The organism is Mycobacterium sp., from assembly GCF_035499775.1.
Taxonomy (GTDB): domain Bacteria; phylum Actinomycetota; class Actinomycetes; order Mycobacteriales; family Mycobacteriaceae; genus Mycobacterium.
Map to the genome: position 1 here is coordinate 18,652 of NZ_DATJYB010000063.1, position 21,007 is coordinate 39,658.

Consider the following 21,007-nt stretch of genomic DNA (forward strand, 5'->3'; position numbering starts at 1 on the left):
TCAGCCTGTGCGCGAGGGCTTTTCGGAAGCAACCACCGGGTCGCCGTCTTCCCACAGCAGCAGCTGACGAACCGCCGGACGGGGCCCGTATGGCCGCAGCATGGTGCTGGCCGGCCGCGGCCGCACCCGCAGCGGCCACCAGAACCAGCGCCCGAGCAGCGTCGCGATGGACGGCGTCATGAAGGAACGCACGATCAGCGTGTCGAACATCAGGCCGAGGCCGATGGTGGTCCCGATCTGACCGAGCACCTGGAAACCGCTGAACACGAACGCGCACATGGTGACCGCGAAAACCAGTCCGGCGGAGGTGACCACCGATCCGGAGCCCGCCATCGCACGGATGATGCCGGTCTTGAGTCCGGCGTCGATCTCCTCCTTGAAGCGGGATATCAACAGCAGGTTGTAGTCGGATCCGACCGCCAACAGCAGCATCACGGCCAGCGCGAGCACGACCCAGTACAGCTTGATGCCGAGCAGGTACTGCCAGACCAGCAGCGACAGGCCGAACGAGGCGCCCAGCGAGAGAGCGACCGTGCCGACGATGACAAGGGCGGCAACCAGGCTGCGGGTGATGATCATCATGATCAGCAAAATCAGGCTGATTGCGGCGATCCCGGCGATCATCAGGTCCCACTTGGCGCCGTCTTGGATGTCCTTGTACGTGGCCGCGGTGCCGCCGAGATAGACCTTCGCGTCGGCCATCGGGGTGCCCTTCACGGCTTCGTGCGCGGCGTTGCGGATCGGGTCGATGTGTGAGATGCCCTGCGGGGTCGCGGGATCGCCCTCATGCGTGACGATCATCCGGGCGGCCTTGCCGTCGGGCGAGAGGAACAGCTTCAGGCCGCGGTTGAAATCGGGGTTGTGGAAAACCTCGGGCGGCAGGTAGAACGTGTCGTCGTTTTTCGAGACGTCATAGGCTCGCCCCAGCTCCGTCGCGTTCTCGATCGCGGCCGCCGTCTGGGAGTAGATGCCCGACAGAGTGGCGTAGTTCGACATCACCAGGTCGCGGTTGGTCTGCTGGCTGTTGATCTGCGGCGGTATCAGCCCCACCAGTTTCGGCTGCAGCGCGTCGAGTTGATCCAAAGTGGCAGTGAGATCTTCGAATTTCGCACTGAGCTGGTCGATCCCGTCGAGCGCGTCGAGGACCGACCTGATCGCCCAGCAGGCGGGGATGTCGAAGCAATGCTTTTCCCAGTAGAAATAGTTACGAATCGGCCTGAAGAAGTCGTCGAAATTCGCGATCTTGTTACGCAAGTCGTTGATGGTGGCGATGGTGTCGTGAAAGCTCTGGGCTTCACTGTGGGTGGTGGCCGCGAGCTGCTGCTGCAGCGTGTACTGCTGCTTCAGAATCTCGATCGTCTTGCCCAGCTCGCCGGCCTGCTTGAGCAAGTCGTCCGCGCGATCCCGTTGGTAGGTAAGGTTTTCCTGTTGGGTGGCGCTTTGCGTGCTGATCTGGAACGCCAGCGAGCTATGCACGAGCGGGGTTCCCAACGGCCGGGTGATCGACTGCACCTGCGCAATGCCGGGGATGTGGAACACCGCCTTGGCCACCCTGTCCAGAATCATCATGCTGGCGGGGTTGCGCATGTCGTGATCGGTTTCGATCATCAGCAATTCGGGCTCCAGCCGAGCCCGGGAGAAATGCTTCTCGGCGGCGGCGTAACCGACGTTGGCCGGCGCGCTGGCGGGCATGTAGGGGCGCGTGTCGTAACTCGTCTTGTATCCGGGCAGTGCCAGGACACCAATGAACGCCAGCGCGAGGGCCACCACGAGGACCGGACCGGGCCAGCGGACGATGCCGGTACCGATACGCCGCCATCCGCGGGTTCGCATGGCGCGCTTGGGTTCGAAGGCGCCCAAGGCCGCGCCCAGGGTCAATATGGCCGGGGAAAGGGTCAGCGCGGCGGCAAGCGCAACCAGGATGCCCAGTGCGGCAGGCACGCCCAGGCTTTGGAAATACGGCAGCCGGGTGAAACTCAGGCAGGCTACGGCGCCGGCAACTGTCAGGCCCGAACCCAGGACGATGTGGGCAGTGCCGCGAAACATGGTGTAGAAGGCGGCTTCTCGATCCTCGCCGGCACTGCGTGCTTCTTGATAGCGGCCGACGACGAATATCGCGTAGTCGGTACCGGCGGCGATGACCAGCAGCGTGAGCAGATTGGTCGAGTACGTCGACAAGCCGATGACCCCGGCGTTGCCGAGAAAGGCGACGATTCCGCGGGCGGCGGCCATCTCGATCAGAACCGTGATGAGCACCAGCAGCATCGTGACGAAGGACCGGTAGACGAAAAGCAGCATCAACGCGATCACCCCGATGGTGATCGAGGTGACCTTCGCGGTCCCCTTGCTGCCCACGTCGAACTGATCCGAGATCAGTGGCGCCGCGCCGGTGACGTAGACGTTGACCCCTGGCGGCGGTTTCGTGTGGTCGATGATGTCGCGCACGGCGCCGACGGACTCGTTGGCTTGCGCGGAGCCTTGATTGCCCGTGAGGTTCAGCTGCACGTAGGCGGCCTTGCCGTCGGTGCTCTGCGATCCCGCCGCGGTCAGGGTGTCGCCCCAGAAGTCCTGGACGTGCTCGACGTGCTTGCGGTCCGCCTGCAGCCTGCGGACCAGATCGTCGTAGTAGGTGTGGGCGGCAGCGTCGAGGGGTTTCTTCTCGTCTTCCAGCACGACCATCGCCGTGCTGTCGGTGTCGAACTCGTGGAACGCCTGACCGATGCGCTTGGTGGCGATCAGCGACGGCGCGTCGGGCGAGATCAGCGCCACGTTATGGGTCTTGCCAACCTCTTCCAGTTGTGGCACCAGGGCATTCGAGACCGCGGCCAGTGCTATCCAGAGCACCAGGATGGGCACCGACAGCCGGCGGATGGTGTGCGGTAGGCGAGGTGGCTTGGGTTCTTGTTCGCTCATCCGGACTTGTCCAGGCAGTAGATGTACGCATTTGGCGTGTTGACGGTGCGTTCGTCTTTGACGTCACCGTTGACGATGATGCGGCAGCTAAGGGTGGGGCCGTCGCCCTGCGCCACCACGTTGCCGAGCACCGCGGGCTCGGTGCTGGTGATGGTGAACGACCAGGGCAGGGCCGCGTTTTTGACTTGCTTCGGCTGTGCGTTCTCATCCAGGTAGTTGATCGTTGCCACCGCCCCCGGCGCACCGGAGACTTCCAGCACCACCTTTTTGGGGTTGAACGGGACGATCTCGTTGGCCAGATCACTGTTGGCCGACACGTTGTTGTTAGAGCCGAAGATTCCGTGCAAGCGGTAGATGGCTAAACCCGCGGCCGCGACGACGAGCACCGCGACTAACACCATCCACCCGCGCTTGACGAGGGCCGCAATTGAAAACCCCTTCACCGGTTGGCCTTTCGATGATCGGGCGATACGATCACCCGCGTGCTGGAACAGCTTCGGTCATGATCGCTGGGTACGACAGTACGGTACTGGACCGTACTAGACAAGAGACGCCACCGTACACTTTTTATCCGCGGTGCCGGGTGAGGCCGGGGATGATGAAGTCGTCCACAAGGACCTGCACCGTATGACGGGTCGGCGGCCGGTTGGGGATTATGGACCGGAAGATGAGGTAGCCGGGCAACAGGTCCCACAGCTCGTCGGTGATGGCGGCCTCGTCGATCTCACCGCGGTCGACGGCGTGTCGAAGTACGTGCTGGATCACGGCTTTGCGCTGATTGAGGAATTGGTGCTGCATGGCATCGCTGAGCGCAGGGTGGCGCGACACTTCGACCAGGACCGCGCGAATGGTGCTGGCCTGTTGGCGGGTTTGTAGGCAGCAGACCTCGCCCAGCTTGATCAAGTCGCCCCGCAAAGTGCCGGTGTTCGGCGCGACCGCGATCTGACGGACGCCCTCGGTGAACGCGGCCAGCACCAATTCGGCTTTCGAGGGCCAGCGCCGGTACACGGTGGCCTTGCTGGCACGGGCGGCGCTGGCCACCGCGTCGACCGTCAGTCCGTCATAGCCGTGCTCCTGCAGCAGCTGCAGCGTCACCGCCAGCAACTCGGCCTCGCGGGGCGACCACGGCGACAGATCCGCGGACCGGTCGGCAGTTTGGGTCATAGCGCCCACCATAAGTCCATCACTGCGGCCGTTGCGCCCTATTGGGTTGCGAGCAGCTCCCCGAGCACCTCTTGATTCCGCTGTAGCCACTCCGCCTCCTCGCCGGGGGCAGGCATGATCAGCCCGGCTTCCATGATCGAGGTGGGGTCCATCTCGTTCAGGCCGATCAACAGCTCTCGGGCGTCCTGGCCGGTGATTGACACCCATGCCTGCGACAGCTCGCTGAGCAGGCGTGCCCGCGTCTCGCGGTCTCGGCCGGCGCGAATCGTGGCGTTGATCGCCGAACAGGCGCGGGGTCTGCCCGCGGTGAAGTAGGTGCCGGGGGCGTACTCGAGGAACAGAACGTTGACGAATCCACGCGGTGCACCCGTGACATTGCAATGAACTTCGGTAATGGCTTCCGCCAGCGCGACGCGGGTATCAGCGTTGAGCGATCCCGCCGGAACGACGCATTGATAGAACGGCATCACCCACTATGGCACTGCGTCGGCCCCGCTGTCAGCAGGCCCGTCGGCCAACAACTTTCGGAACCCGTCCTCGTCGAGGATCGGCACGCCAAGCTCGACGGCTTTGTCGTACTTGGATCCGGGTGAGTCGCCCGCGACGACGTAGGAGGTCTTCTTCGACACCGAGCCGGCGGCCTTGCCGCCGCGGGTCACGATCGCCTCTTTGGCGTCGTCGCGGGAGAAGCCCGCCAGCGAACCGGTGACCACGACGGTCAGCCCGGCCAGCGTGCGCGGAACGCTGTCGTCGCGCTCGTCGGCCATCCGCACTCCGGCCCTACGCCACTTGTCGACGATCTCGCGGTGCCAGTCCACGGTGAACCACTCAGTGACCGCCGCGGCGATGGTCGGTCCGACGCCCTCGACCGCGGCCAGCTGCTCGGTGGACGCTCGCTCGATCTTCTGAATGTCGCCGAACTCGGTGGCCAGCGCGCGGGCAGCGGTCGGCCCGACGTGGCGGATCGACAGTGCGACCAGCACCCGCCACAGCGGTGCCGCCTTGGCTTTGTCGAGGTTGGCCAGCAGCCGCTTGCCGTTGGCCGACAAGTCTCCGGCCTTGGTCCGGAACAGCTCGGTGCGCAACAAGTCGTCTTCGGTGAGGTTGAACAAGTCGCCTTCGCTGGTGATCACCCCTGCCTGTAACAGCGCGACACCCGCCTCATAGCCGAGCACCTCGATGTCCAGCGCGTTTCGGCTGGCCACGTGAAATACCCGCTCCCGCAATTGCGCCGGGCAGTGCTGGGCGTTGGGGCAGCGGATGTCGGCGTCGCCTTCCTTCTCCGGTGCCAACGTGGTGCCGCACTCGGGACATGTTGTGGGCATGACGAATTCGCGTTCGGATCCATCGCGCAGGTCGACCACCGGGCCCAGCACCTCGGGGATCACGTCGCCGGCCTTGCGGATCACCACGGTGTCGCCGATCAGCACGCCTTTGCGTTTGACCTCCGAGGCGTTGTGCAGCGTGGCCTGCCCCACCGTCGACCCGGCAATCTTGACCGGGGTCATGAACGCGAACGGCGTGACCCGCCCGGTGCGGCCGACGTTGACCCGGATGTCGAGCAGCTTGGTCTGTGCCTCCTCGGGCGGGTACTTGTAGGCGATGGCCCAGCGCGGGGCCCGCGAGGTGGAACCCAGCCTGCGCTGCACGGCCACCTCGTCGATTTTCACCACCACGCCGTCGATTTCGTGGTCCACCTCGTGGCGATGCTCGCCCCAGTAGTCGATGCGCCGCTGCACGCCGGCCATGTCGTTCACCAGGGTGGTGTGCACGGAAACCGGTAGCCCCCAAGCCTTTAGGGCCAGGTATGCATCGTGCTGGGTGACCGGGCGAAAACCCTCGGTGTGTCCCAGCCCGTGGCAGATCATCCGCAGCCTGCGACGGGCGGTGACCGCCGGATCCTTCTGCCGGAGCGAACCCGCCGCGCTGTTGCGGGGGTTGGCGAACGGCGCCTTGCCGGCCTCGACCAGGCTCGCGTTGAGTGTCTGGAAATCCTCCACCCGGAAGAACACCTCGCCGCGGACCTCGAGAACCTCGGGCACCGGGTACTCGTCGTTGGCCACGAGCCGTTCGGGGATGTCGTCGATGGTGCGCGCGTTCAGGGTGACGTCCTCGCCGGTGCGGCCGTCGCCGCGGGTCGCGGCGCGGGTCAGGCGTCCGCCTCGGTAGACCAGCGACAGCGCGACACCGTCGATCTTGAGCTCGCACAGGAAGTGGGCCGCGTCACCGACCTCGGCGTGGATGCGCCCGGCCCAGGCGGCCATTTCGTCGCTGCTGAATGCGTTGTCCAGGCTGAGCATCCGTTCCAGGTGCTCGGCCGCCTCGAAATCGGTGGCGAACCCGGCGCCGCCGACCAGTTGGGTGGGTGAGTCGGGGGTGCGCAGCTCGGGATACTCGGCTTCCAGCGCCTCCAGCCTGCGCAGGAGTTTGTCGAACTCCGCGTCGGTGATGATGGGCGCATCCCGCACGTAGTACCGGAACTGGTGTTCGCGTACCTCCTCGGCCAGGTCCTGCCACGCGCGCATCACGTCGGGGGAACTCACTCTGGCAGGTTAACGGAGGCATCCGACGGGCCCGGGCCGCCTCGCCCCCGCCGAACGTGCTCCCCGGGCGGTTTCCGGCGGGGGAAGCCCCGCCCTCAGTGCAGTCTCGGTGAGCGTGCCATGGAGGTGAGCCTGGTGGGCGCCGAGACTGGACTCGCGGCGTCGTCGAGACTGCACTGGTGGCGTCGAGACTGCACTGGTGGCGCCGAAACTGAACTGGGGGCGTCGAGACTGAATACAGGACGCTGTTGAGTGCCCAAACGACGCCCTCAATTCAGTCTCGGTGAGCGCGCCATGCGGGATGAGCCTGCGTCGTCGAGACTGCACTGGGGCCGAGACTGATATGGTGGCGCCGAGACTGCATACACGTCGTGGTTTCCGGCGCGATTTCCCACCCTGAGAGCACGCTCGGCGGGTCAGTCCTCCACAAAGGCGCGCAACCGATCCACCGCGGCGTCCCACCGGCGCGACAGCTGGGTCAGGTAGTCGCTGGCCTGGGCCAACGGCTCGGTCCGCACGGTCCACACCCGCTCGCGGCCGCGCCGGCTGCTGGTGACCAGTCCCACCGCCTGAAGCAGCTCCAGATGCTTACTGGCCGCCTGCCTGGTCACCGGAATCACCTGGGTGACCTGCGACGTCGAGCTCGGGCCAAAATCGCAGAGCCGCACGATGATACGCAGCCGATTGGGGTCGCCCAGCGCGTCGAACAGCGGCGCCCCGACAGTGCTCATACCCGCGCGTCCTCCAGGTACCGGCGCACGATGTCGCTCTGGATGGTCCAGCCTTCGGAGTTGGCCTCGAAGGACGCCGACCGGCGCGACAGCGGGATGGCGTCGAAACCGGATTCGACGATGGTGAGCAGCACGCCGCCGGAGGTCTCCGACAGGGTGAACTCGACCAGCGTGGTCGGCTCGGCGTCGTAGTCGACATCCGGGTCGATCGCGAACGGGTGCCACCGATAGGCGAACCGCCGCTGCGGCTCGATCGCGACGATCTGCCAGATGCTCTGCTGCCCGGCGTGCGCTTCCTGACGTTTGGCGACGCCTTCGTCGACGACGGTCGGGGCGATCGCCGCGGTGATGGATGTTCCCGCGACAAACGGGCCGTCGAAGCGGACGCCGAACCAGCGCCCGAACTCCTCGGCGTCGCTGATGGCGCGCCATACCCGCGCCAACGGCGCCCGCAGCACGACCTGCTTTTCAATGCGATCGGTGTTCATATGCAACCTCCTGGTTGCTTTTCAGTCCACCACGCCCGGCCCTGAAACGCAACCTTTTGGTTGCCTATTGGATCGCGCCGGGGTCTTGGCGCCAGGCTTCGGCGGCCTTGCGGACGAGCCCGATCGCGGTCCGCGCCCACTGCGGCGTGGCCGGCGCCAGGCCACACGCCGGGGTGACCCCGATCCGGTCCCGCAACGCCGAGCGGCCGAATCCCAGCCGATCGGTAACCGCGACCACCGCGCCGGCCACCTCTTCGGCCGAGGGCCGCCGGCGCGGCGCACTGGTGGGCACGACGCCCAGCATGACGGTGCGTCCCGATTCGACGAACGCCGCGACGCCGTCGAGATCCGCGGCCCGCAGCGCGCCGCCGTCCACCGATATCGCACCAATATTGCTGCGCTGCAACAGGTCCCACGGCAGATCGGGCGCGCAGCTGTGCAGCACCACGTCGGCGCCGACACCCGCGATGCACGTGTCCAGCAGCGCGCCGGCCACCGCTTCGTCAAGCGCGGCAACCGGACTCAGCGCGGTCACCCCGGTCAGCGATCCACCCAGTGCCGCCGGCAGCGACGGCTCGTCGAACTGCACCACCACCGGCGTGTCGAGCCGACGGGCCAGCGCTGCCCGGTGCGCGGCGACGCCTTCGGTCAATGACGCAGCCAGATCACGCACCGCACCCGGGTCGGTGATCGCCCGGTGGCCGTTGGCCAGCTCCAGCCCGGCGACCAGCGTGATCGGTCCCGGCGCCTGCACCTTGACCACCCGCCCGCCGCCGCGCAGGCCGGCCGCCTCCCAAGCCTCTTCGAGGGCGTCCATGTCCTCGTCGAGCAGGCTCACGGCCCGGCGCGTGACCGCGCCGGGCCGCGCGGCGATGCGGTAACCGCGCGGCATCGTGTCGATGGCCACGTCGATCAGCAGCGCGCCGGCCCGCCCCAGCATGTCGGCACCCACTCCGCGGGCGGGCAACTCGACGATGTGGGCCAGCGCATGCGCCAACTCGCCGACGACGACCTCCGCGGCCTGCCGCGCGCCGACGCCGGGCCACGATCCGACGCCGCTGGCCGTCGCGAAAGCACTCACCCGGCAACCGTATTCGACCTCACATCGAACGTCGCTCGCCAGGGGTGTTTACCGCCCTCCGGCACAGGTAGGTTCGATTGGCAAGAAGGGTCTGAAATGGCAGGGTTGACGCGGTCGCTGGTGTTGTGCGGCGCGCTGTTGCTGACGGCCGCATGCACGCGGGTGGTGGGCGGCAGCGCGCTGCCGGGATTCGGTCCTGCCGCCAGGGGCGTGCAGGGTGTGAACGTCGACAAGATCCTGCTGGAACAGTCCCGGATGGGCGCGATCACCGGTGCCGGTGAGCACCTGACGATCATCCCCACCATGGACGGCAGGTCCCCGGTGGACATCGAGGAACTCGCCCAGCATCTGCCCAAGCAGTGCCGGTTCATCTACGCCGAGACGGCGACCTTCGGGCCCGACGTCGAAGAGTTCCACAAAACCACCTTCCAGGACCCCCCGGATGGCGCCCTGATCTCCGAGGGCGCCGCCGCTTACCCGGATGCGGGCACCGCCCGGCGCGCCTTCGACGCCCTGGTCGGCACCGTGCGGGACTGCGCGAGCAGCCCGGACGGCCGGTCGTACATCGGCAACTGGAAGTCCGAGGGCGATTCGCTGCGCTTCCGGCCCGGCGACTGTGGCCGCGACTATCGGGTGCTGTCGGTGGCATTGCTCGAGGTCACCTTCTGCGGCTTCCCGCCGTCGGTATCCGACATCGTGATGACCAACATCGCCGCCAACATCCCGGGTTAGCGCCCGCCCAGTAGGGCGCCGAACTAGCCTCCGGTGCCGGCGATGGTGGCGCTGCCCAGCACCTCGTCGCCGTCAGGATCCGCGCGATACAGCACCAGCGTCTGGCCGCGCGCCACACCGCGCAGCGGGGAGCGCAACCGCACAACAAGCTCGTCGTCGACCAATTCGCTTATCGCACCGGCGGTTTCGCCGTGCGCACGGACCTGGACCAGGCACTCGACGGGACCCGACGGCGCCACTCCCCCGGTGAAGACCGGCGCCCGTCCGGTCAGCTCCCGCACGTCGAGGTCGGCCACGTCACCGACGTGAACCGTCGCGCTGTCGGCGTCGATCGCCGTGACGTAGCGCGGGCGGCCGTCCGGCCCCGGCCCGGCGATGCCGAGGCCTTTGCGCTGGCCGACCGTGAAACCGTGCACGCCGTCATGAGTGGCCAGCACCGCGCCGTCGGCGCCGACGACGGTGCCGCGCCGCACCCCGATGCGCTCACCCAGAAAGGCACGGGTGTTCCCGGACGGAATGAAGCAGATGTCGTGGCTGTCCGGCTTGTCGGCGACCGCCAGCCCGAGCCGGGCGGCCTCGGCACGGATCTGCGGCTTGGGGGTGTCGCCGATCGGGAATGCGGCGTGCCGCAACTGCTCGGCGGTCAGCACCGCCAGCACGTAGGACTGGTCCTTGTCCCGGTCGACGGCGCGGCGCAACCGCCCCTCCGACAACCGGGCGTAGTGGCCGGTGGCCACCGTGTCGAAACCCAGCGCCAGGGCCCGCGCGGACAGCGCGGCGAACTTGATCCGCTGATTGCACCGCACACAGGGGTTCGGCGTTTCCCCGCGGGCGTAGGAATCGACGAAGTCGTCGATCACGTCCGCGTTGAACTTCTCCGCGAAATCCCATACGTAGAAGGGGATTCCGAGCACATCGGCGACACGGCGCGCGTCTGAGGCGTCTTCCTTCGAGCAGCAACCGCGCGACCCGGTGCGCAGCGTGCCGGGTGCGGTCGACAATGCCAGGTGCACACCGACCACGTCGTGGCCGGCATCGACCATACGTGCGGCGGCAACCGACGAGTCGACGCCACCGCTCATGGCGGCGAGTACTTTCACCGGGACGCCCCCGCGGCGGCCAGGGCGGCCCGACGGGCGCGCTCCACCGCCCCGGGCAGCACCCGCAGCGCTTCGTCGACGTCTGCGTCAACACTGCTGTGCCCCAACGACAGTCGCAGCGATCCGCGCGCGCTGGCCGCATCGGCGCCCATCGCGACCAGCACATGCGACGGCTGCGCGACGCCGGCGGTACAGGCCGATCCGGTCGAGCACTCGATTCCGTTGGCGTCCAACAACATCAGCAGAGCGTCACCTTCGCAGCCGCGGAAGGTGAAGTGCGCGTTGCCCGGCAGCCGCAACGGATCGCGGGCTCCGTTGAGCCGGACGTCGTCGATCGTGCTCAGCACGCCCTGCACCAGGCGGTCACGCAGTGCCCGCAGCCGAACCCCGTTGGCCTCCAGTCCGTCCACCGCGATCTGTGCCGCCGTGGCCATCCCGACGGCGCCGGCGACATCCGGTGTGCCGGAGCGGATGTCGCGCTCCTGCCCGCCGCCGTGCGACAGCGGCACACAGCTGACGTCGCGGCGCAACAACAATGCGCCCACTCCGGGCGGGCCGCCGAACTTGTGCGCGGCCACACTCATCGCCGACAGCCCGCTGGCGGGGAAGTCGACCGGCAGCTGCCCCACCGCCTGAACGGCGTCGCTGTGCAATGGGACGCCGAATTCGGTTGCGATGGAAGCGAGTTCAGCAATCGGCAGAATGGTTCCGACCTCATTGTTGGCCCACATCACCGACACCAGCGCGACGTCGTCGTTACTCTGCAGCACCTCGCGCAGCGCCGCCGCAGACACCGAGCCGTCGGATTCGGTGGGCAGCCAAGTCACTTGGGCGCCTTCGTGTTCGACAAGCCAATTCACCGAGTCCAGCACCGCGTGGTGCTCCACCTCGGTGGTGATGATGCGGCGCTGGCGCGGCTGTGCATCACGGCGCGCCCAATAGATGCCCTTGACGGCCAGGTTGTCGCTCTCGGTGCCGCCGGCGGTGAAGATCACCTCGGACGGACGGGCGCCGAGCTTGTCCGCGATCAGCTCACGGGATTCCTCGACTCGCCGCCGCGCCGTCCGGCCGCTGGTGTGCAGCGACGAGGCGTTGCCGACCGTGCCGAACACAGCCGTCATCGCCTCGACGGCGGCGGGGTGCATCGGGGTGGTGGCTGCGTGATCCAGGTAGACCATGACGCGCCCCAGAATACCGGTCCGGCTCAGCGACCCCGAATTTCGAGCGGCCTAACTGGCGGAAGTACCATTCGCCGACAAGTTCACGCCAGAAGGGTCGGGTTGCAGTGTTCGATTTCGCCAAGTCCGCCAAGTTGATCGCTGGTGCCATGCTGGGCGGCGCCGCCGTTTTCTGCTCGGCCGTCGACGGTCCACCGGCCACGGGCGACCCGGGCACGCTTATGTCCATGCTGCCGCAGGGCTTTACCTCGAGTAATTGCCATCAGGAAGCGCCCAAGCCGCCTGCGCTGGAAAGGGTCAGCTGCGACCAGAGCAGCGAGTCGGACGGCCCGTCGGGAGCCAAATTCGCGTCGTACGGAAACGTCGACGACCTGGCCACCGGGTTCCAGAACGTCAAGATCAACCTGGCGTCGACGTGCCCGGGCGACCAGGTGTCGCCTGGCCCGTGGGGTTATGGCTCCGGTGAAAAGAACGGTGGCCTGGTCGAATGCGGAACCATCGACGGTGACTCCAATACGACGGTTCCCGTGGTGCTCTGGACGGACAAATCCAAACTCAGGCTGGCCCAGATCAAGGGTTCAGACATTTCCAACCTGTATCAGTGGTGGCGAACCAAGTCCGGCTGACGGTTGCGTATTTGCCCAGAACCGCTTCCCGGGCGTACCAGGCGGAAGTACCATTCGCCGATAACGTGCCACACGCCAGAAGGGTCGGGTTGCAATGTTCGATTTCACCAAATCCGCCAGGTTGATCGCCACAACCGCGTTGGGCGGCGCTGCCGTGCTCGGCGCTTTCAGCGGCGCGGTGGCCTCGGGTGACCCCAGCCAGCTGATGTCGATGCTGCCGTCGGGCTTTTCCTCGAGTAATTGCAAGCAGGAGAGTCCCAAGCCGCCGGCGGTGGAAAAGGTGTCCTGCGACCAAAGCACCGAGTCGGGCGGACCCACGGCGGCCTCGTTTGCGTTGTACCAAAACGTCGACGACCTCAACGCCGCGTTCCAGGGCGTGAAGATGACGGTGTCGCCGCAGTGCCCGCTCGACCAGCAGTCGCCCGGCCCGTGGGGGTACGGCTCCGGCGAAAAGAACGGTGGCCAGGTCGAGTGCGGAACGATCGATGACTCCGGCTCGACGGTCGCCGTGGTGGTGTGGACGGACAAAGCGAAGATGAGGGCGGCCGCGGTCCAGGGTTCAGACATTTCCAGCCTGTACCAGTGGTGGCGAACCAAGTCGGGTTAAGCCACCTGCAGGCCTGGGACGGGTTCCGGTCCCGGGGTCCCCACTTGCACCGCGGAGTGGCAGCGCCTGGCCAGCGCCCGCCGGTCAGTACCTGGTAGCTGCAGCGATTCCACCCGCACGCGTGCGACCGTGCGGCGCACCGACAGCAGCCGGCCGACGGACCGCCGCAACGTATCCTCGCCGACGTAGGCCGGCGCGGTCGAGATGGATCCGTCGACGTGGTGATAGGTCAGCCGCAGTGGCTGCACGGGCCGTCCGGCGTCGATCGCGGCCTGGAACATTGCCGGATAAAAACGCCCGGCCCCGCGATGCGGTTGCCGGGCGTCTCCTCGCGCCGCTGCGGGGCCTCCACCGTCGCCGGGTGACCCGCACCAGGTAGTGCCCTCCGGGAAGACCACCACCGTCTGACCAGCACGCAATCGGCGCGCGACGGCGTCTACCACCTCGGGCAGCCGGCGCAGACTGGCGCGCTCGATCGGGATGATCTTCAGCACGCGGGCCACGATCCCGGTCGCGGGTCCGGTGAACAGGTCGGCACGGGCGACGAACGAGCCTGGCAATACCGCCCCGATCGCGAAGGCGTCCAGCCAGGAGATGTGGTCGCTGACCACCAGGACGCCGCTCAGGTTGCGGATCGGGCTGCCGGTCACCGTGATCCGGACGCCGAAGCAGCGCAACACCAACCGGCAATAGGCGCGTTGCACCCGCGCCCGGCCCGGCACCGGCACCGCCAACAGCGGCAGTCCTGGTGCCAGCAGTAGCGCCAGCGTGATGCGGCGCGCTAACCGCAGATACACCAACCAACGCCGCGATCCGGCCGCGTCGCCGACGCCGACACAGCTGACGTCGCACGAGGCGTGCGGCAACCAGGCATGTCCGGTGACCGCGGGGCTGTTCACTGGGCTGATCGCTGGTTAGAGCCGCCAGCCAGGTCGGCGGCCATTTCCGAGGCCGCAGACACCGACCGCAGCCGGTTCAGATATCGGGTGTCGGCGTTCTGCTTGCTGAGCAGCACGCAGAAGTCGCCCACTCCGAAGTCCGGGTCGTGTGCGGGCTCACCGCAGACCTGGGCGCCCAGCCGCAGGTAACCCCGCATCAGCGGCGGAACCGTCGGCCGTGGCGGCGGGGGGATGTCATCGAGGACTCTGCCGTTCACCTGCACCGGTCGGTAGGGACGCACCCGGTACTCGCTGGGAGCGGCATGGCGCTTCTGCACGAAGTCGCGCACACCCCGAAGCTCACTGCCCGGCGCTTGGCCGTCGGTCTCGATCGGCACGGACACGCAGCCGGTCACGTACTCGTAGCCGCAGCGGTCCAGGTAGGCCAGGATGCCGGCCCACATCAGCAGCACCACACCACCGTTGCGGTGGCCTTCCCGCACCGCGGCGCGGCCCATCTCGACCAGCGACGGACGCAGCGGGTCGAAGGCGCGAACATCGAATTCCGTTGCGGTATAGAGGCCCCCGGCTGCGACGGCACCCGTCGGCGGCAGCATCCGGTAGCAACCCACCAGCTCGCCAGTGCTGTCATCGCGCACCAGCAGGTGGTCGCAGAACTCGTCGAATCGGTCTTCGTCCAGCTGGGTGTCGTCCGCCGCCGGCAGTGAGAAGCCGGGTGTGGTGGTGAACACGTCGTAACGGAGCCGCTGCGCCGCCTCGATCAGGCTGGAGTCGGTCGATAGCAACAGGGAATAGCGTGGCCCGGGCGACGACGGTGTCGCCGAGGCACATGGTTTGTCGGCAGCTATCAGGACAGAAGCGATGCTCATGGTCACCAACGTGTCTCAATCGATGTGCTAATCGGCATCGAGGCGCTGACATGTCGGTGCACGTCAGATGACGAAATATCGCGGAAAAAGTGACCGAGCAGACACAGAAGCACCCGACGCCGGGCGTGCGGGTGCTTCTGTGTCTGCTCGCGAGCGGGAGGCTCGCGCAGAGAAACCTAGCCCTTGCGGGCCTTGACCGCGTCGGTCAGCTGCGGGGCCACCTTGAACAGGTCGCCGATCACGCCGTAGTCGGCGATCTCGAAGATGGGCGCCTCCTCGTCTTTGTTGACCGCGACGATGGTCTTGGAGGTCTGCATGCCGGCCCGGTGCTGGATCGCCCCGGAGATGCCCAGCGCGATGTAGAGCTGCGGCGACACCGTCTTACCGGTCTGGCCCACCTGGAACTGGCCCGGGTAGTAGCCGGAGTCCACCGCGGCGCGGGACGCCCCGACGGCGGCACCCAGCGAGTCGGCCAGCGCCTCGACCACGGAGAAGTTCTCCGCGCTGCCCACGCCGCGACCACCGGACACCACGACGGAGGCCTCGGTCAGCTCCGGCCGGTCACCGGCGACCGCGGGCTCGCGGGCGGTGATCTTGGTGGCGTTCTCGGCGGGTGCCGGCACGTCCACGCTGACCTGCTCGCCCGCGCCGTCGCTCGGCTCGGCGTCGATGGCGCCGGCCCGCACGGTGATCACCGGGGTGTCGCCGTTGGCCTGCGCCTCGACGGTGAACGCGCCGCCGAAGATGGAGTGGACGCCCACTGCCCCCTCTTTGACCTCGACGACGTCGACCAACAGGCCGGATCCGATCCGGGCGGCGAGCCGGCCCGCGATCTCCTTGCCGTCGGCGGTGGCGGCGAGCAGGACCGCGGCCGGAGCCGACGACTCGGCCAGCCCGGCCAGCACGTCGACCACCGGGGTGATCAGGTACTTGTCGACGTCGTCGGACTCGGCGACGTAGATCTTGGCGGCACCTGCCGCCTTGAGCCCGTCGATCAGCGGTGCGGCGGTTCCGGGCGCACCGACGACGACGGCGGCCGGCTCGCCCAGTACTCGGGCGGCGGTGATCAATTCGGCGCTGACCTTCTTCAGCGCACCATCAGCGTGCTCGGCGAGCACCAATACTTCAGCCATGGGTTATCTGCCTCTTCAGTCGGGGGGAGTCAGTCGGGAGCGCTACTAGATGATCTTCTGGGAGACCAGGTACTGGGCGATCTGGTTGCCGCCTTCGCCCTCGTCGGCGACCTTCTCACCGGCCGTTTTCGGCGGCTTCGGGGTCGAGGACAACACGGTCGACCCGGCGTTGGCCGCCCCGACCTCGTCGGCCTCGACCCCGATCTCGGCCAGGGTCAGCACCGTGACCTCTTTCTTCTTGGCGGCCATGATGCCCTTGAAGGACGGGAAGCGCGGTTCGTTGATCTTCTCGTTCACGCTGACCACCGCGGGCAGCGCGGCCTCCAGGGTGAAGACGCCGTCGTCGGTCTCGCGCTCGCCCGTGACCTTGCCGTCGGCGACCGACAGTTTGCGCAGGTGGGTGAGCTGAGGCAGGCCCAGGTACTCGGCGATGATGGCCGGTACCGCGCCGCCGACGCCGTCGGTGGCCTCGTTGCCGGCGATGACCAACTCGGTGCCCTCGATGGTGCCCAACGCGCGCGCCAGCGCCCACCCGGTCTGGATGACGTCCGAGCCGGACATGCCGTCGTCCTTGAGGTGGACGGCCTTGTCGGCGCCCATCGAGAGGGCCTTGCGGATCGCCTCGGTGGCGCGCTCGGGGCCCGCGGTCAGCACGGTCACCGACCCCTCGACGCCGTCGCGGGCCTCCCGCTCGCGGATCTGCAGCGCTTCTTCCACCGCGCGCTCGTTGATCTCGTCCAGAACCGCGTCGGCGGCCTCGCGGTCCAGCGTGTAATCGCCGTCGGTCAGCTTGCGCTCCGACCAGGTGTCTGGGACCTGCTTGATCAGGACCACGATGTTCGTCATGAGTGTGATTCGTCCTCCTCGAAGGTGTCCCGCAGCGGTCGACTACGGGACCTCGGTCACGCGTTCCGCAACCGCGCGCAGCGATGTTACTGATAGGTAACTTTGCGCGGACTGCCATCACACCATAGCTGGTCACGATGGCACCACTGCCCGCCCGGTTCGCTATTCGCCCGGCACGGGTTAGCCTGCCTATGCAATGAGCGCATTCGTTCCCGACCAGATCCCCGACGGCACCCCGTCGGCTGCCTCCCCGGCGGTCCCGGCGGTGCTGACGCTGACCGGTGAGCGCACCATTCCCGATCTGGACATCGAGAACTACTGGTTCCGCCGCCACGAGGTCGCATATGAACGGCTGGCGCCGCGCTGCGTCGGTCGCGACGTGCTGGAAGCCGGCTGCGGCGAGGGGTACGGCGCCGACCTGATCGCCGATGTGGCCCGCCGGGTCTTCGCGGTGGACTACGACGAATCGGCGGTCACCCATGTGCGCAGCCGCTATCCCCGGGTGGAGGTGCGGCAGGCCAACCTCGCCGAACTGCCGCTATCCGACGCGTCGGTGGACGTGGTGGTGAACTTCCAGGTCATCGAGCACCTGTGGGACCAGGGCCAGTTCGTCCGGGAATGTCTGCGGGTGCTGCGCCCCTCGGGGCTGCTGATGGTGTCCACGCCGAACCGGATCACCTTCTCACCGGGCCGCGACACCCCGATCAACCCGTTTCACACCCGTGAGCTCAACGCCGACGAGCTGACCGAACTGCTGGTCGACGCCGGTTTCTCCGACGTGTCGATGAGCGGCGTGTTTCACGGCCCGCGGCTGCGCGAGATGGACGCCCGCCACGGCGGGTCGATCATCGACGCGCAGATCGCCCGCGCGGTGGCCGACGCGCCCTGGGCGCCCGAGCTGATCGCCGATGTCGCCGCGGTGACCACAGCCGACTTCGACATCGTCGAGGCCAAGGAGTCCAGCCACGATATAGATGACAGCCTTGATCTGATCGCGATCGCGGTGCGGCCGTGAGCACCTCCGGCGAGCCGGTACCCGGCCTCTTCACCCTGGTGCTGCACACCCACCTACCGTGGCTGGCACACCACGGCCGGTGGCCGGTCGGCGAGGAGTGGCTCTACCAGTCGTGGTCGGCGGCCTATCTGCCGCTGCTGCGGGTGCTGCGCGCCCTGGCCGACGAGGATCGGCACCGGCTGCTCGCGCTCGGCGTCACCCCGGTGGTGAATGCCCAGCTCGACGACGCGTATTGCCTCGACGGCATGCACCACTGGCTGGCCAACTGGCGGCTGCGCGCAGCCGAGGCTGCCAGCGTGAAGGCGATTCCCGAGTCCAAATCGGCCGGCTATTCGGCGTGCACGCCGGAAGCACTGCGGGCCTTCGGGAGGCGCGAATGCGCCGAAGCCGACCAGGCCCTGCAGGACTTCGAAACGCTGTGGCGGCACGGCGGCAGCCCGCTGCTGCGCGGCCTGATCGACGCCGGCACCGTGGAACTGCTCGGCGGGCCGTTGGCCCATCCCTTCCAGCCGCTGCTGGCGCCACGGCTGCGTGAGTTCGCCCTGCGTGAAGGCCTGGCCGACGCGGCGCTGCGGCTGAACCACACTCCGACCGGGATCTGGGCGCCGGAATGCGCTTATGCCCCGGACCTGGAAACCGAGTACACGGCTGCCGGCGTCACGCACTTCATGGTCGACGGCCCGTCGCTGCACGGCGACACCGCACTGGGCCGGCCGGTCGGCAGCAGCAACGTCGTCGCGTTCGGGCGCGACCTGCAGGTCAGCTACCGGGTGTGGTCGCCGAAGTCCGGCTACCCGGGGCACGCCGCGTACCGGGACTTCCACACCTACGACCACCTGACCGGCCTCAAGCCGGCCAGGATCACCGGCCGCAATGTGCCGTCGGAGGCCAAAGCCCCGTACGACCCCGAGCGCGCTGACCGCGCGGTCGACGTCCACGTCGCCGACTTCGTCGACCTGGTGCGCAACCGGCTGCTCGCCGAATCCGAGCGCATCGGACGGCCGGCGCACGTCGTCGCCGCCTTCGACACCGAGTTGTTCGGCCACTGGTGGTACGAAGGGCCGACGTGGCTGCAGCGCGTCCTGCGGGCCCTGCCCGCCGCCGGCGTGCGGGTGGGCACGCTGACCGACGCGATCAACGACGGATTCGTCGGCGCTTCCGTCGAATTGCCGCCCAGCTCTTGGGGTTCCGGTAAGGACTGGCAGGTGTGGGCCGGCGAGAAGGTGGTCGACCTGGTCCAGCTCAACGCCGAAGTGGTCGACACGGCTTTGACCACCGTCGACAAGGCGCTGGCGCAGACGGCGTCGCTGGACGGCCCCATCCCCCGCGATCGGGTCGCCGACCAGATCCTGCGCGAGACGCTGCTCACCGTGTCCAGCGACTGGCCGTTCATGGTCAGTAAGGACTCCGCCGCCGACTACGCCCGCTACCGCGCCCACCTGCACGCCCACGCCACCCGGGAGATCGCCGGGGCGCTGGCGTCGGGCCGGCGCGACAGCGCGCAACGCCTGGCCGACGGCTGGAACCGCGCCGACGGCCTGTTCGGCGCCCTGGATGCCCGTAGGCTGCCCAGGTGAGCCGGCGCCGGCCTTCCCCCTGCGAGCGTGCACAGATGTACGGCGAAACGCCGCTTCGGGCGGCATTCTGCGCACGCTCGCGGGAACAGTGGGCGCGCGCATGAAGATCCTGATGGTGTCGTGGGAGTATCCGCCGGTGGTGATCGGCGGGCTGGGCCGGCATGTGCATCACCTGTCGACGGCGCTGGCTGCGGCCGGTCACGACGTCGTCGTGCTGTCCCGGCGTCCCACCGGTACCGATCCCAGCACCCACCCGTCGTCGGACGAGGTCAGCGAGGGCGTCCGGGTGATCGCCGCCGCGCAGGATCCGCACGAGTTCTCGTTCGGCAAGGACATGATGGCCTGGACGCTCGCGATGGGGCATGCGATGATCCGCGCCGGCGTGTCTTTGAAAACAGATGGGCAGCGGCACCGCTCTGTTCGTACCTGGCGTCCCGACGTCGTACACGCGCACGACTGGCTGGTCGCCCATCCGGCCATTGCGCTGGCCCAGTTCTACGACGTGCCAATGGTTTCCACGATTCACGCAACCGAGGCGGGCCGGCATTCCGGCTGGGTCTCCGGCGCGATCAGCCGTCAGGTGCACTCGCTCGAATCGTGGCTGGTGCGTGAATCCGATTCGCTGATCACGTGTTCGGCGTCGATGCGCGACGAGATCACCGAACTGTTCGGACCCGGGCTGGCCGAGATCAACGTGATACGCAACGGGATTGACGCGCGGCGCTGGCAGTACGCCGCGCGCCGCCCGCACCCCGGGCCGCCTGAACTGCTTTATCTCGGGCGGCTGGAGTACGAGAAGGGCGTGCACGACGTCATCGCCGCGCTGCCGCGGATCAGGCGCCGGCACCCGGGCACCACGCTGACCATCGCCGGGGAAGGCACCCAGCTTGACTGGCTTGTCGAGCAGACGCGTAAACACCGGGTGCTCAAGGCAACTCGGTTCGTCGGGCATCTCGACCACGCCGAACTGCTGGCGGCTCTGCATCGGGCCGACGCCGCCGTGCTGCCCAGCCACTACGAGCCCTTCGGCATTGTCGCGCTGGAGGCCGCCGCGGCCGGCACCCCGCTGGCGACGTCCAACATCGGCGGTCTGGGCGAAGCGGTGATCAACGGCCAGACCGGGGTGTCTTTTGCACCCCGCGATGTCGCGGGACTGGCTGCGGCGGTCTGCAGCGTGCTCGACGATCCGGCCGCGGCGCAGCGGCGCGCCCGTGCGGCCCGGCAACGGCTCACCTCCGACTTCGACTGGCAGACAGTGGCGCGCGAGACCGCACAGGTGTATCTGGCGGCCAAACGCGGTGAACGCCAACCGCAACCGCGGTTGCCGATCGTGGAGCACGCACTGCCGGATCGCTAGTGGCGATCGCAAGCGCGGCGGGTCGCCACCATCGTAGGCTCACCTCGCACGGCGCGCTCACCTCGCACGGCGCGCTCACCTCGTACGGCGCGCTCACCTCGTACGGCGCGCTCACCGAGACTGAAGTGAGAGCGTGGTTTTGACCCAC

At 67.8% G+C, this 21,007-nt stretch carries 20 protein-coding genes; 6 read left to right on the top strand and 14 right to left on the bottom strand.

All coding sequences use genetic code 11. The annotated features are described in order from the left end of the window. The 8 genes from VML93_RS03935 to VML93_RS03970 form a co-directional block, all read right to left on the bottom strand. Entirely contained in the window at positions 1–2,913 is a 2,913-nt protein-coding gene (locus VML93_RS03935) for an MMPL family transporter (protein ID WP_325607881.1), read from the bottom strand. Next, a complete protein-coding gene (locus VML93_RS03940) occupies positions 2,910–3,356 on the bottom strand; it encodes an MmpS family transport accessory protein (RefSeq protein WP_325607883.1) in 447 nt (148 codons plus the stop codon). Before VML93_RS03940 ends, VML93_RS03935 begins: the two co-directional genes overlap by 4 nt. Positions 3,357–3,480: 124 nt before the next feature. Beyond that, positions 3,481–4,089 carry a TetR/AcrR family transcriptional regulator gene (locus VML93_RS03945; RefSeq protein WP_325607885.1) on the bottom strand — a complete coding sequence of 203 codons (609 nt, stop codon included), beginning with the start codon at positions 4,087–4,089 and terminating at the stop codon, positions 3,481–3,483. Between the two features lie 26 nt (positions 4,090–4,115). Continuing rightward, complete coding sequence (locus tag VML93_RS03950; protein ID WP_325607887.1) at positions 4,116–4,544, bottom strand: tautomerase family protein; 429 nt, start codon at positions 4,542–4,544, stop codon at positions 4,116–4,118. Between the two features lie 6 nt (positions 4,545–4,550). Beyond that, positions 4,551–6,602 (bottom strand): NAD-dependent DNA ligase LigA, encoded by a 2,052-nt coding sequence (gene ligA, locus VML93_RS03955; protein WP_325607985.1) that lies wholly within the window; start codon positions 6,600–6,602, stop codon positions 4,551–4,553. 434 nt (positions 6,603–7,036) lie between these two features. After that, positions 7,037–7,351: a metalloregulator ArsR/SmtB family transcription factor gene (locus tag VML93_RS03960; RefSeq protein ID WP_325607889.1), complete on the bottom strand. Its 315-nt coding sequence runs from the start codon at positions 7,349–7,351 to the stop codon at positions 7,037–7,039. Continuing rightward, positions 7,348–7,839, bottom strand: coding sequence for an SRPBCC family protein (locus VML93_RS03965; RefSeq protein ID WP_325607891.1), 492 nt, complete (start codon positions 7,837–7,839; stop codon positions 7,348–7,350). Before VML93_RS03965 ends, VML93_RS03960 begins: the two co-directional genes overlap by 4 nt. Positions 7,840–7,903: 64 nt before the next feature. Continuing rightward, positions 7,904–8,920 carry a methionine synthase gene (locus VML93_RS03970; RefSeq protein ID WP_325607893.1) on the bottom strand — a complete coding sequence of 339 codons (1,017 nt, stop codon included), beginning with the start codon at positions 8,918–8,920 and terminating at the stop codon, positions 7,904–7,906. Positions 8,921–9,016: 96 nt separating this feature from the next. On the opposite strand from VML93_RS03970, the gene VML93_RS03975 reads away from it, so the two are divergent. Further along, positions 9,017–9,652, top strand: a complete 636-nt coding sequence (locus VML93_RS03975) for a sensor domain-containing protein (RefSeq protein WP_325607895.1) — start codon at positions 9,017–9,019, stop codon at positions 9,650–9,652. 23 nt (positions 9,653–9,675) lie between these two features. Here VML93_RS03975 and mnmA read toward each other — a convergent pair whose 3' ends face one another. Beyond that, a complete protein-coding gene (gene mnmA, locus VML93_RS03980) occupies positions 9,676–10,752 on the bottom strand; it encodes a tRNA 2-thiouridine(34) synthase MnmA (protein WP_325607897.1) in 1,077 nt (358 codons plus the stop codon). Further along, positions 10,749–11,930 carry a cysteine desulfurase family protein gene (locus VML93_RS03985; protein ID WP_325607899.1) on the bottom strand — a complete coding sequence of 394 codons (1,182 nt, stop codon included), beginning with the start codon at positions 11,928–11,930 and terminating at the stop codon, positions 10,749–10,751. Before VML93_RS03985 ends, mnmA begins: the two co-directional genes overlap by 4 nt. 107 nt (positions 11,931–12,037) lie before the next feature. Between VML93_RS03985 and VML93_RS03990 the strand changes: the two genes are divergently transcribed. Continuing rightward, complete coding sequence (locus VML93_RS03990) at positions 12,038–12,556, top strand: hypothetical protein (protein ID WP_325607901.1); 519 nt, start codon at positions 12,038–12,040, stop codon at positions 12,554–12,556. 94 nt (positions 12,557–12,650) lie between these two features. Further along, positions 12,651–13,163, top strand: coding sequence for a hypothetical protein (locus tag VML93_RS03995; protein WP_325607906.1), 513 nt, complete (start codon positions 12,651–12,653; stop codon positions 13,161–13,163). Here VML93_RS03995 and VML93_RS04000 read toward each other — a convergent pair. From VML93_RS04000 to VML93_RS04015, 4 genes are all read right to left on the bottom strand, one after another. Next, the gene (locus VML93_RS04000) at positions 13,160–14,062 is read right to left on the bottom strand and encodes a lysophospholipid acyltransferase family protein (protein WP_325607908.1); all 903 of its coding nucleotides are present in this window, start codon (positions 14,060–14,062) and stop codon (positions 13,160–13,162) included. The genes VML93_RS03995 and VML93_RS04000 overlap by 4 nt on opposite strands. Beyond that, the gene (locus VML93_RS04005) at positions 14,059–14,931 is read right to left on the bottom strand and encodes a GNAT family N-acetyltransferase (RefSeq protein WP_325607910.1); all 873 of its coding nucleotides are present in this window, start codon (positions 14,929–14,931) and stop codon (positions 14,059–14,061) included. The genes VML93_RS04000 and VML93_RS04005 overlap by 4 nt, the downstream gene beginning before the upstream one ends. A 176-nt stretch (positions 14,932–15,107) precedes the next feature. Next, positions 15,108–16,064 (bottom strand): electron transfer flavoprotein subunit alpha/FixB family protein, encoded by a 957-nt coding sequence (locus VML93_RS04010; protein ID WP_325607912.1) that lies wholly within the window; start codon positions 16,062–16,064, stop codon positions 15,108–15,110. Positions 16,065–16,109: 45 nt separating this feature from the next. After that, the gene (locus VML93_RS04015; protein WP_325607914.1) at positions 16,110–16,910 is read right to left on the bottom strand and encodes an electron transfer flavoprotein subunit beta/FixA family protein; all 801 of its coding nucleotides are present in this window, start codon (positions 16,908–16,910) and stop codon (positions 16,110–16,112) included. Between the two features lie 196 nt (positions 16,911–17,106). Between VML93_RS04015 and VML93_RS04020 the strand changes: the two genes are divergently transcribed. From VML93_RS04020 to VML93_RS04030, 3 genes are all read left to right on the top strand, one after another. Next, a complete protein-coding gene (locus VML93_RS04020; protein WP_325607916.1) occupies positions 17,107–17,925 on the top strand; it encodes a class I SAM-dependent methyltransferase in 819 nt (272 codons plus the stop codon). Further along, positions 17,922–19,502 carry a glycoside hydrolase family 57 protein gene (locus VML93_RS04025; protein WP_325607918.1) on the top strand — a complete coding sequence of 527 codons (1,581 nt, stop codon included), beginning with the start codon at positions 17,922–17,924 and terminating at the stop codon, positions 19,500–19,502. Before VML93_RS04020 ends, VML93_RS04025 begins: the two co-directional genes overlap by 4 nt. 100 nt (positions 19,503–19,602) lie before the next feature. Further along, positions 19,603–20,859, top strand: a complete 1,257-nt coding sequence (locus tag VML93_RS04030) for a glycosyltransferase family 4 protein (RefSeq protein WP_325607920.1) — start codon at positions 19,603–19,605, stop codon at positions 20,857–20,859. The last annotated feature ends 148 nt before the right edge of the window (positions 20,860–21,007 follow it).